The 15,872-nt window shown below is 37.0% G+C and carries 12 protein-coding genes and 2 pseudogenes; all 14 read left to right on the plus strand.

Annotated elements, in window-relative coordinates; translation table 11 throughout:
* The coding region (locus tag J0N78_RS24230) for an isocitrate/isopropylmalate dehydrogenase family protein (RefSeq protein WP_209125660.1) at positions 1 to 776 on the plus strand (776 nt) is incomplete at its 5' end.
* A gap of 3 nt (positions 777 to 779) precedes the next feature.
* On the plus strand, positions 780 to 1,520 hold the full coding sequence (locus J0N78_RS24235) for an SDR family NAD(P)-dependent oxidoreductase (RefSeq protein ID WP_209125661.1): 741 nt from the start codon (positions 780 to 782) through the stop codon (positions 1,518 to 1,520).
* A 3-nt stretch (positions 1,521 to 1,523) separates the two neighbouring features.
* A pseudogene (locus tag J0N78_RS24240) lies at positions 1,524 to 2,611 on the plus strand (aldehyde dehydrogenase family protein).
* 563 nt (positions 2,612 to 3,174) lie between these two features.
* Positions 3,175 to 3,504, plus strand: coding sequence for a DUF3870 domain-containing protein (locus tag J0N78_RS24245; RefSeq protein WP_209125662.1), 330 nt, complete (start codon positions 3,175 to 3,177; stop codon positions 3,502 to 3,504).
* Positions 3,505 to 3,664: 160 nt separating this feature from the next.
* Complete coding sequence (locus J0N78_RS24250) at positions 3,665 to 4,603, plus strand: HpcH/HpaI aldolase/citrate lyase family protein (protein ID WP_209125663.1); 939 nt, start codon at positions 3,665 to 3,667, stop codon at positions 4,601 to 4,603.
* A 67-nt stretch (positions 4,604 to 4,670) separates the two neighbouring features.
* Positions 4,671 to 5,615 carry an HpcH/HpaI aldolase/citrate lyase family protein gene (locus tag J0N78_RS24255; protein ID WP_209125664.1) on the plus strand — a complete coding sequence of 315 codons (945 nt, stop codon included), beginning with the start codon at positions 4,671 to 4,673 and terminating at the stop codon, positions 5,613 to 5,615.
* A gap of 4 nt (positions 5,616 to 5,619) precedes the next feature.
* A complete protein-coding gene (locus J0N78_RS24260) occupies positions 5,620 to 6,825 on the plus strand; it encodes a CaiB/BaiF CoA transferase family protein (protein WP_209125665.1) in 1,206 nt (401 codons plus the stop codon).
* Positions 6,826 to 7,120: 295 nt separating this feature from the next.
* Positions 7,121 to 7,891, plus strand: coding sequence for an SDR family NAD(P)-dependent oxidoreductase (locus J0N78_RS24265; protein WP_209125666.1), 771 nt, complete (start codon positions 7,121 to 7,123; stop codon positions 7,889 to 7,891).
* A gap of 215 nt (positions 7,892 to 8,106) precedes the next feature.
* Complete coding sequence (locus tag J0N78_RS24270; protein WP_209125667.1) at positions 8,107 to 9,573, plus strand: aldehyde dehydrogenase family protein; 1,467 nt, start codon at positions 8,107 to 8,109, stop codon at positions 9,571 to 9,573.
* Between the two features lie 310 nt (positions 9,574 to 9,883).
* Positions 9,884 to 10,978, plus strand: a complete 1,095-nt coding sequence (gene dctP, locus J0N78_RS24275) for a TRAP transporter substrate-binding protein DctP (RefSeq protein WP_209125668.1) — start codon at positions 9,884 to 9,886, stop codon at positions 10,976 to 10,978.
* A gap of 92 nt (positions 10,979 to 11,070) precedes the next feature.
* Positions 11,071 to 11,589 carry a TRAP transporter small permease subunit gene (locus tag J0N78_RS24280; protein WP_209125669.1) on the plus strand — a complete coding sequence of 173 codons (519 nt, stop codon included), beginning with the start codon at positions 11,071 to 11,073 and terminating at the stop codon, positions 11,587 to 11,589.
* Positions 11,586 to 12,920: a TRAP transporter large permease gene (locus J0N78_RS24285; protein WP_209125670.1), complete on the plus strand. Its 1,335-nt coding sequence runs from the start codon at positions 11,586 to 11,588 to the stop codon at positions 12,918 to 12,920. The genes J0N78_RS24280 and J0N78_RS24285 overlap by 4 nt, the downstream gene beginning before the upstream one ends.
* A 133-nt stretch (positions 12,921 to 13,053) precedes the next feature.
* Positions 13,054 to 14,337: pseudogene (locus J0N78_RS24290) on the plus strand (IS110 family RNA-guided transposase).
* Positions 14,338 to 14,739: 402 nt separating this feature from the next.
* Positions 14,740 to 15,846 (plus strand): Ldh family oxidoreductase, encoded by a 1,107-nt coding sequence (locus J0N78_RS24295; RefSeq protein ID WP_209125671.1) that lies wholly within the window; start codon positions 14,740 to 14,742, stop codon positions 15,844 to 15,846.
* The last annotated feature ends 26 nt before the right edge of the window (positions 15,847 to 15,872 follow it).

Genomic DNA, 15,872 nt, shown 5'->3' on the forward strand with positions numbered 1-15,872 from the left:
ATTTTCGACCGGTAAAATTATTGAAAGGTGTGTCTTGTCGGTTTACTGGCGAAGATATTGATTTTGTGATTGTTCGAGAAAATGCTGAAGGTGAATATTCAAATAGTGGTGGTAGATTGTATCAGGGGCTTGATCAAGAAGTTGCTGTTCAAAACACTATTATTACAAGGGCAGGTACAGAAAAAGCTACTAGATTTGCCTTTCAATACGCAGAAAAGCATGGAAAAGGTACTGTGACAAGTGCAACCAAGTCCAATGCTATTGTTCATTCAATGAAACTTTGGGATGAAGCTGTACTTGATGTAGCTCAGGAATTTCCGTCTATTAAACTTCAAAGTTATTACATTGATGCACTTGCGGCATATTTCGTGTCGAGGCCAGAGGATTTCGCTGTTGTCGTTGCTTCTAATCTGTTTGGAGATATTTTAAGTGACCTAGGCTCAGCAATAGTGGGAGGACTTGGCCTGTCCCCATCTGCAAACTTAAATCCTGAAGGGGAATTCCCATCGATGTTTGAGCCAGTCCATGGTTCTGCTCCTGATATTGCGGGTAAAGGCATTGCAAATCCGATCGCACAGATTTGGTCAGTAGCGTTAATGCTCGATCATTTAGGAAGAGAGGATTTAGCTGCAGTTATTTTGCAATCAATTGAACAGGTTCTAATAGAAAGAAAGGTAATGACTCCTGATTTAGGAGGTAATTCAACTACTAGTGAGATGGGTTCAGCAATACGGAGTGCTATACAACGATTATTATTAGTGAAAGTCGGGAGGTAAAAAATGAGATTAGCAAATGAAGTGTTCATTGTAACAGGTGCACAGGGTGGAATGGGAAAAGAAACTGTGAACAGGTTTTTAGAAGAAGGAGCTTTTGTAGCTGCTATTGATTTAAATGTGGACGGTATAGAGGAAAGCGATCGTCTTTTACCGATTGCTGCTGATTTAACAAAGGAAGATGACGTTGAAAAGGTTTTTCTAATGGCAATTGAAAAATTTAAGCGTATAGACGGTCTTATAAATATTGCTGGTATCGCCCAGTCAGCAACACCGATTGAAGAGGTTAGCTTAGCAGATTGGGAAAAAATTATGTGTGTAAATGCAAATGCTCCGTTTTTAACTTGCCGTGCCGCTGTACCTTATATGAAGAAGCAAGGGACTGGAGTAATTGTAAATATTGCTTCTATATCTATGGTGAGGCCTCGCCCAGGGTTGAATGCTTATATCGCTTCAAAAGGAGCTACTGTTTCCTTATCGCAAGCATTGGCTATTGAATTGGCTGAATATGGAATTCGCGTAAATGTAGTGAATCCTGGTCCAGCAGATACAAATATGCTTGGGCAATTTACATCTAAGGGTACAGATGTTGAAGGAATGAAGGAGACTACATTTAAGAAAAGTGTTCCTATGGGAAGATTAATCAATCCAAATGATATTGCCAATTCACTAGTGTATTTATGTTCAAAGGAAGCGGCTATTGTGACAGGTGCTATTTTCAATGTAGATGGTGGAAGGGGGATATAAAAAGTGAAGGCGATTGATGTACAGATTAAAGGATGTTATATAGATGGTGAATGGACTGTCCTGGAAAAAGAAAGATTAATAGAAGTTAAAAATCCAGGAGATGGGTCGATTTTAGCTTATGTTCCTAGAGGAGGTAAAGAGGAGATTGATCTTGCTGTAAAAGTAGCAAAAACAGCATTTCTTTCAAAAGAATGGAAAGCATTCAAACCTTATAATCGTAGCAAGGTTCTTTATCATATCGCAGAAGTTATCCGCGAAAATAAGGGAGAATTAGCTAAATTAGAAACCCTTGATGTAGGTAAGCCATTAGCTCAATCCAATGTGGATGTAGAAATTGCCGCACGATATTTTGAATATTACGCAGGGGTTGCGGACAAGATTCTTGGCGAAACGATACCAGTTGAACCAGGAATAATTGATTATACTGTTCGCGAACCGATTGGGGGTGTTGGACACATTATCCCGTGGAATTATCCTCTTCAAATTGCCGCAAGGAGTATTGCAGTATCGATAGCAACTGGAAACACAACGGTTCTAAAGCCAGCAGAAGATACTCCGTTAACAACGCTAAAGTTAGTTGAATTAATAGAAACAGTAGGGTTACCAAAAGGTGTTGTAAATGTTGTTACAGGTTACGGTTATGAAGCAGGAGCTGCACTCTCATAAAGAAAGATGAGATTAGGATAGCAACAGGCGGAGAGCGTAAACCTATAGAGGGATGTGAATTAGGTTATTATTTAGAGCCTACTATCTTAGATAATGTACCAGCTAACCATCTTCTTGCTCAAGAGGAGATTTTTGGCCCAGTTCTAACCGTAACAACCTTTGAAACAGAAGAGGAAGCGATTACGATCGCAAACGGAACTCCATATGGTCTTGTTGCAGGGATCTGGACTGAAAACATTGGTAGAGCTCATCGTGTAGCGGATCAACTTGAATGTGGTCAAGTATTTATTAATCATTACGGTGCTGGTGGCGGGATCGCCCAACCGTTTGGTGGATACAAAAAAAGTGGTTTTGGTCGAGAAAAGGGTCTAGAAGCAATAAGAAATTATACTCAAGTAAAAAATGTTGCGTTGAAATATCTATGAGTAAGAATTATGTTATCTAATGTTATTCTTGATATATCCATCGGGGTTATGGCACTCGGTAAAATCTATGAATATAAGCGTCTAGATAAACATTTTCCAGAGGGAGTTGGCTTGATACAAACGGTAATCCGTCGGCTAACCCCAATGCAAATACCGTTGCTGAATTTATTATGCGGCCATTTGGAATGAACAAAGGATTTGTATTAATAGTGATGATGGAAATCCTAACTGCTATGTTAGTGGGTGGAGCTTTATGCACCTGGTTACTAAGACCAATTTTTTTCATCCGAAATTTGTATATATTAAATTTGATTTTTTTCTTTGATCGATGTATTAATTAGGATTTCGTTATTTACAACAAGGGCTAGCTCCCGTGCGTTGTTTAATATTACGGTAACTATGAAAATGTAATCTCGTTCTTCTTAAGGATGCTAATTGGTAGGGAGTTAACAACTTAATTTATTATTTGGGATGATAGAGGAATTAAAATTTTCTAAAGATATTGACAACTATATAATTTAGCAATTATAATAAATTTAGATCAAAAGGGGTAAATGGTTTAAATGGATACAAAAGAAATTTCAAAGAAAACTGTACTAGTAGTTGGAAGGTCAAAATTACCTGAAGGTGTAGCTGTAAAAAAAACTTTTGACCATTTTGCTTTAGTTGCTATTGTAGATTCAACTTATGGTGTAATTGTAAAGATTGATACAACACTTGCTACTGAGGTAGCGAGAGAATATCTAGTAGAATTATTGTTAGGGTGCAGTTTGTTGAATGGAGAAGAATTAGAAGAAAGAATAAATGATTTTTATTTTGGAGGAGCAAAAAATTCAATTATTGCTGCGATAAAAGATTTATGTAGAAAATTTAGTCAATTACAAGAAAAATAACAAACTGAGTTTCTTGCATTTTCTTGAAATTAGCCTTTCAAGATACAACAAGGAATAGCCAGTAAGGAAAGTGTTTTATTTCCTATTGGCTATTCCTTTTTTGTATCCAAATAAACCATAACATAGTATAGTTTTCAAAAGATTAATATGAGGTGAGCGTATGTCAGTTAATAGGTTACGTAGGTGTGAGTTGGCGGTACCAGCTTCGAAGTGGAAGTTTATTGAAAAGGCTTCGAAAATGAATGTTGATGCTGTTTTCCTTGATCTTGAGGATGCGGTTGCACCATCTGAAAAAGGGAATGCCAGAAAAAATATTATTACTGCTTTAAATGAATTGGATTGGGGAAGTACAACTCGAATAGTAAGAATAAATAGTTTAGATACAGAATTTGCCTATAAAGATATTATTGAAGTTGTAGAAGCTGTAAAAGAAAACATTGATATTATTTTAATACCAAAAGTTAATGTTGCGGCTGATATTTATGTGGTAGAAACACTTCTTTCCCAATTGGAAATGGCAAATAATATTAGTAAAAGAATTGGTATTGAGTGTTTAATTGAAACAGCACAAGGGATGATGAATGTTGAGGAAATTGCTTTTTCCTCACCGCGTTTAGAAGCCATTATTTTCGGAATTGCTGACTACAGTGCCTCAATTGGTGCGAGAACTTCAGCTATCGGAGGTCATGGTGGTGAAGAATTATTTGAATATCCAGGACATCGTTGGAATTATGCCATAAGTAAAATGGTTGTCGCAGCCAAATCAGCTGGTATCCAAGCAATAGATGGCACATATGGAGCATTTGATGATCCTGAGGGTTTTAGACAATCAGCTTTGATCTCTTCTGCTCTTGGATGTGATGGTAAGTGGGTAATTCACCCAAACCAGGTGAGTCTTGCTCAAGAAATTTATGCGCCTACAGCAGAGGAGATTGAAAGAGCAGAGTTGATGTTGGAGGCTTATAAAGAAGGTGTTGCCAAAGGGGCTGGTGCCGTCTCACTAAATGGTAAGATGATTGATGCAGCTTCAATAAAATTGGCGGAAAATGTAATAAAGAAAGCTGAATTTATTAGAGAAACCAATAAAATAACTAATTAAATAAATATTGTTAGAGTCATATTAAAAGTCATTTTATTTTTTTAATATATTTTAGGAGGAATAAAAAATGCTTAAAGCAAGATCATGGATGTTTACGCCTGGAAATCGTGAAAAGATGTTAGGGAAAGCTGGAACAATGGGTGCGGATGTAACAGTTATTGATGTGGAGGATGCTGTACCACCAGCTGAAAAAGCTGATACTGCTATTAAAATACCTCATCATTATCAAGCTATTCATGAGAGAAGTGAGAATTCACAAGTTTATGTTAGGATAAATGCGGTTGAACAAACAAAAATGAGCCAAGGTGAAGAGTATTATGAATGTCGTGGTCTTGAAGACTTAAGGCATGTAGTAAGACCTGGATTAAATGGTATTTTTCTTCCAAAGGTAGAAACCGCTTCAATGTTTTATAAAGCGGTTGCTGCAATAGAGCTAATGGAAAGAGAATATAAGATGGACCCTGGAAGTGTGAAAATCGTAGCGTTAATAGAAACAGTTGAAGGGTTAGTAAACTTAAAACAGTTGAGTGATGTAGCGAGAGTAGAAGAACGTATAACAGGATTTACATTTGGTGGGGTAGATTTTGCGTTAGATTATGGTATGAAAATAGATGAGGGTTTTGATGTTAATTCTCAATATAGTACACCAAGATATAATATTGCATTACATGCTCGTTCTGCAAAACTAGATCATGTAATTGACAGTCCGTGGGTTGGTTTGAAGGATATTGAGGGATTTGAAAAAACCTCACAAGCAGCGGCTTCATTGGGATATACAGGTAAAATGGTTGTACATCCAGAGCAAATAAAGGTTGCTAATAAAGTTTTTGCGCCATCTGAACAAGAATACCAAAGAGCAGTTAAAATAATAGAAACTTTCACAGAAGCGAGAAAAAATGGGGAAGGTAGTGTCATGGTTGATGGTAGATTAATTGAGGATCCAATTAAGGAAAATGCTCAACGTGTTGTTAAATTATATGAAGAAATAAATAAAGAAACTTTTGTGAGGTGATAACATGGAAGGGATCAGTAAACAAGCTTTAGAAGGTGTTAAAATCATAGATTTAGCAACTGCCGCTGCAGCCCCTTGGATCGCAACTTTTATGGCGGATTTTGGCGCCGATGTAATAAAGGTGGAAAAGCCAAAAGAGGGAGATCCAATTCGAGGATGGGGAGAACAAAGAGATGGTATACCTTTGTTTTGGCAAGCGATTTCTAGAGGAAAGAAATCAATTACTCTTGATTTAAGAAAGGAAAAGGGTAAAGAACTGCTTTTGGAACTTGTTAAAGAAACTGATATTCTTATAGAAAATTTTCGTCCTGGCAAATTAGAATCTTGGGGATTGGCACCAGAAGTTTTACATGAAGTAAATCCGAGGTTAATCATAATGAGGGTATCAGGGTTTGGGCAATACGGACCATATTCTAGCAAGCCAGGTTTTGGTACTCTAGCTGAAGCTATGAGTGGGTTTGCTTATACTACTGGTTTTCCTGATGGGCCTCCTACCTTACCAGCATTACCGTTAGGAGATGGAATTACTGGGATATTTGGTGCTTTTGGTGTTATGGTAGCGCTTTATGCTAGAGACGTACAGAAGATGGATAAGGGACAAGTATTAGACTTGGCTCTATATGAACCAATTTTAAGACTATTGGAAGGTAACACAGTTGATTTCGATCAATTGGGGTTAATTAGAGGAAGATCCGGAAATCGTCTTCCTCAAACGTCACCACGAAATGCTTATAAAACAGTCGACGGCGAATGGATAGCTATTTCTGGAAGCACACCAAGCACAGCAATACGAGTTTTTAAAGCAATAGGCCAAGAACACTTATTAAATGATCCAAGATTTAAAGATAATCGTGCAAGACTAAAATATGCAGAGGACTTGGATAAAATTATTAGTGAGTGGGTTTCACAACATACACAGAAAGAGGCCGTCCAAATTTTTGAGTCGTTTGAAGTAGCTGTAGCTCCAATATACTCTGTAAAAGATGTCTTTGAGGATCTGCATTTTAATGCTAGAGAAACAATAATTAAAATACCATCAGAAGAACTGGGCGAGGTGGCACTTAATAATGTCATACCTAAAATGTCATTGACACCAGGAAAAATAAAATCTGCTGCTCCTTCATTAGGAAAACATAATCAAGAAGTTTACAAAAAAATAGGTTTAACTGATGAGCAATTATCACAGCTTATAGAAGAAGGTATAATTTAATGTACTTTCTAATCTGAGAGATTCAACTCTAGACTTTAGGACTAGCAGGGTTATTTTAAAATAACATCAAGATTGTCGTTGCATTCTTTCTGAATGTTGATAAATTACTTATATTGGGAATGATTTAGATTAAATTCACGTCGGGAAAGTTGATGAAAGCTTATATTATATAATTCTCATGGTGAACCCCTTTTATTTATGAAATAATATATCTATAATTTAGAGAATTAAGTATTTTCCGAATTTCATGTAAATTATTGAGGGTTCACCAAAAATTGTAGAAGGAGTTAGAAAAATGAATAAAAAATTGTTACAAGGTAAAACAGCTATTGTTACTGGAGCTGGATCTGGTATGGGAAAAGCTATAGCACAATTATTTGTAGAAGAAGGTTCAAATGTTATTTTTGCAGATTTAAATGGAGAGGCAGCGGAGGCGGCCATTGCATCTTATGAAACTAAACAAGTTAAGTCTATTCAAGCCAATGTCGCAAATGACGAGGAAGTTGCCAATTTAGTTCAAGAGTCAGTTCAGTCCTTCAATGGGGTGGACATAGTGGTAAACTGTGCTGGCATTCCTCAGGTTTTCACATCGATTGAGGACTTAAGTTTAGAGCAATGGGACCGGATTATGAATGTAAATGCTAAATCTATCTTTTTAACCTCAAAGTATGCAGTTCCTGTAATGAAAGAACAGAAAAGCGGTTCGATAGTGAACATAGCGGCTATTTCTGGAATGAGAGCACGTCCAGGGTTGAATGCGTATTGTGCTTCAAAAGGTGCTGCAATCATGTTAACTAAGTCATTGGCACTAGAGTTGGCACCTTACAAAATTCGGGTCAATGCAATTAATCCTGGTCCGACGGATACGCCAATGATTAATCAATTTTTGGATGGTGATGAAACACAAATGGAAGAGAACAAAAAGAAAATCTTTTTGGATAGTATTCCATTAGGATCAATTATTCAACCAGAGGATGTCGCACAGTCCGCACTTTACCTAGCATCTGACCTTGCTCGAACTGTTACAGGAGCAACCCTAAATGTAGACGGTGGTCGTGGAATTTAGGGCAGTATAAGGACATACTTTAACTAGATTGCAAGAAGTTTAGTGGTAAAAGCTTAGGGTGTTGAAATATATAAGTGCTTGATAGAAACTTATTTAGCAGTCAAATGAGTACGCTTACAATTTTAACATTTCAATTTCTGTTTCTTTTAATAGTTGTATTATAATTATTAGGGTTTTTCGAATAAAACGTGATGTAGAAAAGGGGAAGATAATTAATGGAAACAATTAATGTACATGTACAAGGATGCTACATTGACGGTGAATGGAAAGTCTCTGCTGATAAATCAAGATTAATAGAAGTAAAAAATCCAGCAGACGGATCGGTTTTGGCATATGTACCAAGAACAGATAAAGAAGAAATAGATCTTGCTGTTAAAGCTGCGAGAAAAGCGTTTGTTTCAAAAGAGTGGAAAACAACAAAGCCGTATAATCGTGGCAAACTATTGTATAAAGTGGCTGAAATTATCCGAGAGAATAAAGAAGAATTAGCTAAGCTAGAAACATTAAATGTAGGAAAACCACTTGCTCAGTCTTTTGCGGATGTAGAGGTCGCCGCACTATATTTTGAATATTACGCAGGAGTTGCTGATAAAATACTGGGAGAAACGATCCCAGTCCAACCAGGTATCATTGACTTTACTGTACGTGAGCCAGTTGGGATTGTAGGACATATTATCCCTTGGAATTACCCACTTCAAATTACAGCAAGAAGCATTGCAATATCTATTGCAACTGGAAATACAATGGTTTTGAAGCCAGCAGAAGATACACCATTAACTGCACTAAAACTTGTTGAATTGCTCGAGCCACTAGGACTTCCGAAGGGTGTCATAAATGTTGTAACAGGTTATGGTCATGAGGCCGGAGCGGCACTTTCTTCTCATCCTGACATTAACCATATCACATTTGTAGGTTCGTTAGAGACTGGGAAGAAGATAATGGAGTCGGCATCAAAAAATATTGTTCCTGTTACACTTGAGCTTGGAGGTAAATCGCCACAAATTGTTTTTGCTGATTGTAATGAAGAACAGGCGCTTGAATGGGTTCTTAAGGCGATTGTACAAAATTCAGGTCAGACTTGTACCGCGGGATCCCGCTTAGTGATAGAAAAATCAATTAAGGATCATTTTATAAAGAAACTTGTAGTAGCAATGGAAGGGCTTTCAATTGGACCAGGTCTTAATAATTACGATTTTGGGCCAATTATATCTCAAAAACAATTTAACCGTATTCAAAAATTTATTGATCTAGCAAAGCAAGAAGGAATTAGGGTTGTATCTGGGGGAACACGGCAAATGGTTAAAGGTTGTGATGATGGCTATTATCTTCAGCCAACCATCTTAGATGACGTTCCTTACGACCATTTGCTCGCTCAAGAGGAGATTTTTGGACCAGTCATATCTGTAATTACGTTTGAAACAGAAGACGAAGCGATTGAAATTGCGAATAGTACTCAGTATGGTCTGTCTGCAGGAATTTGGACTCAAGACATTAGTAGGGCACATCGTATTACAGACCAATTACAATGTGGTCAGGTATTTATTAATCACTATGGTGCAGGAGGAGGAGTCGCTCAGCCATTTGGTGGATACAAAAAGAGTGGTTTCGGTCGAGAGAAAGGATTAGAGGCACTGAGAAATTATACGCAATTGAAGAATGTAGCTTTGAAATTTTCTGAGTGAAAAGTATTTTAATATAACACATGAAGTAAGTCTTTATTTCATAGGTGAAGCATTTCTAGAAAGTTGGATCCATGAAGCAAAAGCAAGCAAGCTTATCATGAGGTTACCAATACACTAGAGAAATGAAAAGCATGCATTATTCAATATTTTCTCACACCGTATACAACCGGTCGAATTGAAGGAACAATCTATAACTTTAAAACATTAAAAGACGAGCATATGGCTTTCGAAAAGTTTCTGGAATTGTGCGTGTACCACAAAAAGTGGTGAAGGACTTAGTTATTAAATATGAAAATTTAGGAGGGATAAGATGATTAAACGTTTTTCAGGGTTACTTTATGTAATGATATTGGTATTTGTACTGTTTGGATGTGTTAGTCCCGATCCTGTCTCACCAGTAAATAGTCAGGGGGAAGGGACAGTAGAAAAGGTTAAATGGCAACTAGCTACACCATGGCCAGAAGCTATGTATTTACAAGAAATCCCTCAAAAATGGGCTGAAGATGTAAAGAAAATATCAGGTGGGAGATTAGAAATTGAAGTAAACGCTGCAGGTCAGTTAATGGGAGGGGGAGAAGTGTTGGATGCAACAAATATGAGAACCATAGATGCGTACCATGCTGCAACTAACATGTGGATTGGGAAAATGCCCGAAGCTCCTTTTTTTACGACGATTCCAATGATTATGGATGAAAGTTTGAGACTTGGTTGGACATATGAAGGCGGCGGTTTAGAACTTTGGCAAAGAATGTATGATGAGGCAAATCTTAATATCCAAGTAATTCCTTTAGGATTTACAGGACCCGAAATTCTAGCATGGTCCAATAAGGAAATGTCAAATATCGAAGATTGGGAAGGAGTAAAGTATAGAGGTGCAGGTTGGTGGGCAGAGATTTTAAGAAACCGTGGAGTATCGGTTACGTCTACTCCTGCTGGTGAAGTATATACAGGTTTGGAAAGAGGAGTTATTGATGCCGCGGAATTTGCTACACCTAATATTGACCGTGATTTAGGATTCCATGAAGTTTCTAAATATTATACAGGACCAGGTATGCATCAACCTACAACGATGTACTATTTGGGAGTTAATAAAGATGCTTGGAACGAATTACCAGAAGATTTGCAAGAAATTGTTGTAACAACTGCTAAAGCAACAACTCTTTGGAGTTACACCCGAGATCTACATAAAAGTATAGAGGCTAACGAATACTTTTTAGAAAAAGACTTGAAAACGGTTACTGTTGATCAAGAAACTCAACAAATGTTACAAGAAGATATGATTCAATATTTAGATGATAAATCAGAAGAGATTGGTGGGACATTTAAAGACACCTGGGAATCTATCAAAGAATATAGAGAGCGTTACATTAGCTTTAAGACATTGATGAAACCAGAAACAGAGTAATTAAAAAAGTGAGGGAGTTTGGAAAGTTCAATTTGAATAATTCAAACTCTCTCACTACCTTTCTCTCTATTTCTAAAAAGGAGATAGTATATATGGAAAATTTCAAAAAAATATGTGCAGGAATTGAACTGTTAAATGAAAAGGTCGCAAAATTTTCTGCATGGACGATCTTAATTTTAATTTTGGTCGTCACTTATGAAGTGATCTCCCGCTATGTTTTTAACCAACCTACCAAGTGGAGTTATGAAATGTCATATTTCATATCTAGCTTTTTTATTATTATGGCTATGGCGCTTACTTTAAAAACAAAAAATCATGTAAATATTGATATTTTTTATAATAAGTTTTCTAGAAGAAAAAAATTATTACTATCAATTTTTTTTAACTTAGTATTCTTTTTTCCATTTTGGTTTTTACTTCTTTATACAATGATACCGAATATTTTAAATTCATTTCAAACAGGGGAAAGAAGTTCATATGGAAGTTGGCTCCCTTTAATTTGGCCGTTTAAAACCTGGATTTTTATTGGGTTGACTTTGTTATTTATACAAGGAGTTTTAGAATTTCTAAAAGATATTGTTCGGTTGATTAAGGGGGATGAAGCGATATGAGTTTACTTATTTCAAATCCCTATTTTATTACAATAGGAATGTTAATTGCAATGGTTTGTTTCTTAATGTTAGGTTATCCAGTTGCTTTTGTACTTGCTGGAATTGCTACTATTTTTGGTCTGATTTATATAGGACCAACTACAATTAGTTTTGCAATGTTCCAAACCTTCGGGACATTTAGTGAATATTTATTGGTTGCCGTACCATTGTTTATTTTTATGGGAGTGATTATTGAGAAATCTGGTGTTGCGGCTCGATTATATGATGCTATGCATGTGATTTTAGGAAGATTACCTGGTGGATTAGCCATTACTACGGTTATTACATGTACCATTTTTGCTGCAGCTACTGGGGTTGTAAATGCGTCTGTTGTTACGATGGGGCTATTAGCTCTTCCTGCAATGATTCACCATAAATATAATATACCACTTGCAACAGGTTCCGTAATTTCAGGGGGGACATTAGGGGTATTAATTCCTCCAAGTGTTCTTATCCTAATTTATGGCCCAGTTGCAGGGTTATCTGTTGGTAAATTATTTATGGGTGCGATTATTCCAGGGCTATTGCTATCTTTATTATATGTGATTTACATCATCATCCATTGTGTCATAAAGCCGCAAGATGGACCACCGTTGCCAAAATCTGAAGTGACTGTTCCTTTATCAAAAAAGCTTCGTATATTAACAACCTCAGTGTTGCCAGTCAGCTTGTTGATGTTGGCTGTACTAGGTACTATTTTCTTTGGAATTGCTTCTCCAACAGAAGCTGCAGGGATAGGGGCAATTGCTTCATTAATATTAGCTGCAGCATATAAAAAGCTTACTTTTAAAGCGATAAAGGATTCGCTTTATCGAACAGCTATCGTTTCGGCAATGACATTTATGATATTGATTTGTGCTGGCTTTTTTACCATTGTATTTACTAGATTAGGTGGAAAACAGGTTATTGAAAATTTATTAAGTAGTTTACCTTTTCCTTCATGGGGACTTCTTATTGCATTGCTTTTGATTATCTTTTTGATGGGAATGTTCCTTGACGAAATAGCTACAATCTTGATAGCTGTACCGATCATTTCACCAATTGCTGTTGGTTTAGGTTATGATCCAATTTGGTTTGCCTTACTTGTATTAGTTGTGATGCAGACTGGTTTTTTAACTCCACCATTCGCCCTGTCTATATTCTATCTAAAAGGAGTGGCTCCTCCAGAAGTTACAACAGAACACATTTACAAAGGGGTCTTACCTTTTATAGGAATGCAAATAATCGGCATTATTCTATTAATTATATTCCCTCAATTAATTTTATGGCTTCCTAGTTTAATGTTTGAGTGAATGTTAGTAAAGGAGCATTCCTGTAATGAAGTTATTTGAGGATTGAACAAAAAAAGAGCCCCTTGGTATGATACGAGGTGTCCGAAGCTGCAGCGCAAGGACCCTGAAATTAGATACCCAAGGAGGACTCACAATGAATTATACACAAAATCAGAAAATCTCTCAAATCACACCATCAACTTTAGTTATCGGCATCGACGTTGCCAAAGATAAGCATGTAGCACGTGCACAAGATGACAGAGGCTTAGAATTTGGAAAGCGACTGATCTTTGAGAACAGAATTCACGGCTTTGAGTTATTACTAGAATGGGCTTTGCGCCATGCAAAAGAAAACTCTAAAGATCATATCATCTTTGGTGTCGAACCAACAGGTCATTACTGGTTAAACCTTGCTTATTATCTGACTGCAAAAGACTATGATTTTGTATTGGTTAATCCAATGCATGTAAAGAAAAGCAAAGAGCTTGATGATAACTCACCAACGAAGAACGATACAAAGGATGCGAAAGTCATCTCACAGCTGATTAAAGATGGGCGATACTCCGTACCCAATCTCTTAGATGGCATTTATGCCGAGTTAAGGGAAGGCGTCAAATTAAGAGATCAACTTATCCAGCAGCTAATGATTACAGAAGGACGTATCCAAAATATGGTTGATCGCTATTTTCCTGAGTTCTTTGATGTGTTTGGCGACTGGGAAGGTAGAGCAGCCTATTGTACATTGAAACTTTTCCCGTTCCCTTCCCAGATTGTAAAGATGACACCAGAAGAAATACTTAGAAAATGGAAACCTTTCGTTCAACGTGGTGTTGGAATCAAACGAGCCACAAAGCTAGTAGAGACAGCTCATAAGAGTATTGGAATAAACATCGGAAGTCATTTAGCCCAACGAGAAATGAGTAGTCTCCTTGATCAATGGGAACTCTTCAAAAAGCAACTCGAAGAACTAGATTAAGAGCTAGAAAGTGTTGTTAGAACGATACCTGGTGCAAATGAAATGATTGATATTACTGGACTAGGAGTGGCGACAGTCACTACTGTCTTATCCGAAATTGGGGATCTGCAAAAGTATAAGCATCCTCAACAATTAGTCAATCTTGCAGGACTCTCTTTGCGTGAGAATAGCTCAGGGAAATTCAAAGGGCAAACAACCATAACGAAACGAGGGCGTAGTAAATTACGCAGAGCCTTGTATTTGGCCATAAGGCCACTAGTTGCACATAACCCAACATTTAAAGCCCTGCATCACTATTATACAAAACGTCCTGACAAACCGTTAAGGAAACAACAGCCCCTGATTGCCTTGTGTTGTAAATTACTACGTGTTTTCTTCGTCATTGGACAAAAGCAATGTCAATTTGATGGTTCAAAACTATTACAAGGGATACCTCAAGAAAACACATTACAGGCTGCATAACAAATAATAACAACTTCAGATACTCAAAGTTACTCAACAGACAAATACCAATAGTGCAGAGTCGGAGCATATCTATTCCATTCGGGCTTATGACCCAGTAAAGGAGCATATCCGACCTCCACCTTGTGGATACGCAGGACGAAGGAATGTATGGACCCGATCCGGTGAGACATGGGAGGGTGAGCGGCCGTGAGTTTTGTGGAGAATTTAACGCACGGTTATAGACTTAATTTCCAAACACATCCAGTTTGGTCGTTAGGATGGACTTTCACCTGTAAAAAACTTATATCATTACCAGATATAGGAGTTACCCAAGGTGTGTCTACTATTTGGTGTTTATGAAATTTTGAGAATACGTGAGTATTCGGAAGATATTTTAACTTTATAGAGGGAGTGTTAAAGTTGAGCAGAAAATATGTTATTTCATTAGAAAGACTTAACCGTTTTTGTACTGATTTATTTAAGGGTTACGGAGTTACTAACGAAGATGCAAAAATTTTTGCTGAGGCTCTGGTAAAAACAGAGGCTCGTGGTGTAAAAAGTCATGGGGTTGTTAGAATAAAAAATTATATAGATCGAATTGTTTCTGGTACGTTGGATGTAACTAAAGATATTACTATTTTAAAAGAAACACCGACGACTGCTCTTATAGATGGAAATAATGGAATTGGGATAGTCATCAGTAAGAAGGCTGTTGAGATTGCGAGAAAAAAGGCTGAAGAAAATGGAATTGGTTTTGTATCCGTACGGCGAAGCAATCATTTTGGTGCAGCAGGAATATGGGGATTGGAACTATCAGGAGACGATATGATTGGTATTTGTGCAACTAATTCAGAGCCGATCGTATCTGCACCTACAGGGAAGACCCGTGCGTTAGGGAGTAATCCGTTTTCAATTACAGCACCCGCCAAAAAATATCCCCATGTAAGCCTAGATATTTCCAATGGGGTAATGGCTTTAGGAAAAATATATGAATATAAACGGTTAGGAAAACCTTTTCCAGAAGGAAGCTGGCTCGATACAAATGGAAATCCCACAACAGACCCTAATATAAATCCTATTCCAGAATTTATTATGCGTCCATTTGGTATGCATAAAGGGTTCGGTTTAACAGTAATGATGGAAATATTAACGGCTATTCTAGCAGGTGGAGAATTTGGACCACAGGTATCAAGTGTGTACAGGGATATTGACAAGCCAAATCCAATAAGCCATTTCTTTATAGCTATTCGAATTGATTATTTTAGGGAATTAAATGATTTTAAAGCAACGATGGATGAATTAATAGACTATCTACATGAGTTACCTGTCCAATCAGGGAATAGTAAAGTTCTTTATCCAGGAGAAAAAGGAGCAGCAGTTTCAGAAAAAAAATTAAAAACTGGAATTATCTTAGGAGAGGATGTTGTAAATGAGCTCCTTAATATGGCAACAGATAAAGGGATGGATATTTCAAATTCACCTTTTGAGATTGCACCTGATGATTTTGAGGAAATAACCCAAATATAAATAATCAATTAACGTGAGGGTGTAAA

The organism is Alkalihalobacillus sp. BA299, from assembly GCF_017745675.1.
Lineage (GTDB): Bacteria > Bacillota > Bacilli > Bacillales > Bacillaceae_F > Alkalihalobacterium.

Bases quoted from the DNA above. Each gene is read 5' to 3' on its own strand.
- J0N78_RS24270 (WP_209125667.1), top strand. From the start codon at position 8,107: ATGGAAACAATTAATGTACATGTACAAGGATGCTACATTGACGGTGAA.
- J0N78_RS24255 (WP_209125664.1), top strand. From the start codon at position 4,671: ATGCTTAAAGCAAGATCATGGATGTTTACGCCTGGAAATCGTGAAAAG.
- J0N78_RS24250 (WP_209125663.1), top strand. From the start codon at position 3,665: ATGTCAGTTAATAGGTTACGTAGGTGTGAGTTGGCGGTACCAGCTTCG.
- J0N78_RS24245 (WP_209125662.1), top strand. From the start codon at position 3,175: ATGGATACAAAAGAAATTTCAAAGAAAACTGTACTAGTAGTTGGAAGG.
- dctP (WP_209125668.1), top strand. From the start codon at position 9,884: ATGATTAAACGTTTTTCAGGGTTACTTTATGTAATGATATTGGTATTT.
- J0N78_RS24280 (WP_209125669.1), top strand. From the start codon at position 11,071: ATGGAAAATTTCAAAAAAATATGTGCAGGAATTGAACTGTTAAATGAA.
- J0N78_RS24235 (WP_209125661.1), top strand. From the start codon at position 780: ATGAGATTAGCAAATGAAGTGTTCATTGTAACAGGTGCACAGGGTGGA.
- J0N78_RS24260 (WP_209125665.1), top strand. From the start codon at position 5,620: ATGGAAGGGATCAGTAAACAAGCTTTAGAAGGTGTTAAAATCATAGAT.
- J0N78_RS24265 (WP_209125666.1), top strand. From the start codon at position 7,121: ATGAATAAAAAATTGTTACAAGGTAAAACAGCTATTGTTACTGGAGCT.
- J0N78_RS24285 (WP_209125670.1), top strand. From the start codon at position 11,586: ATGAGTTTACTTATTTCAAATCCCTATTTTATTACAATAGGAATGTTA.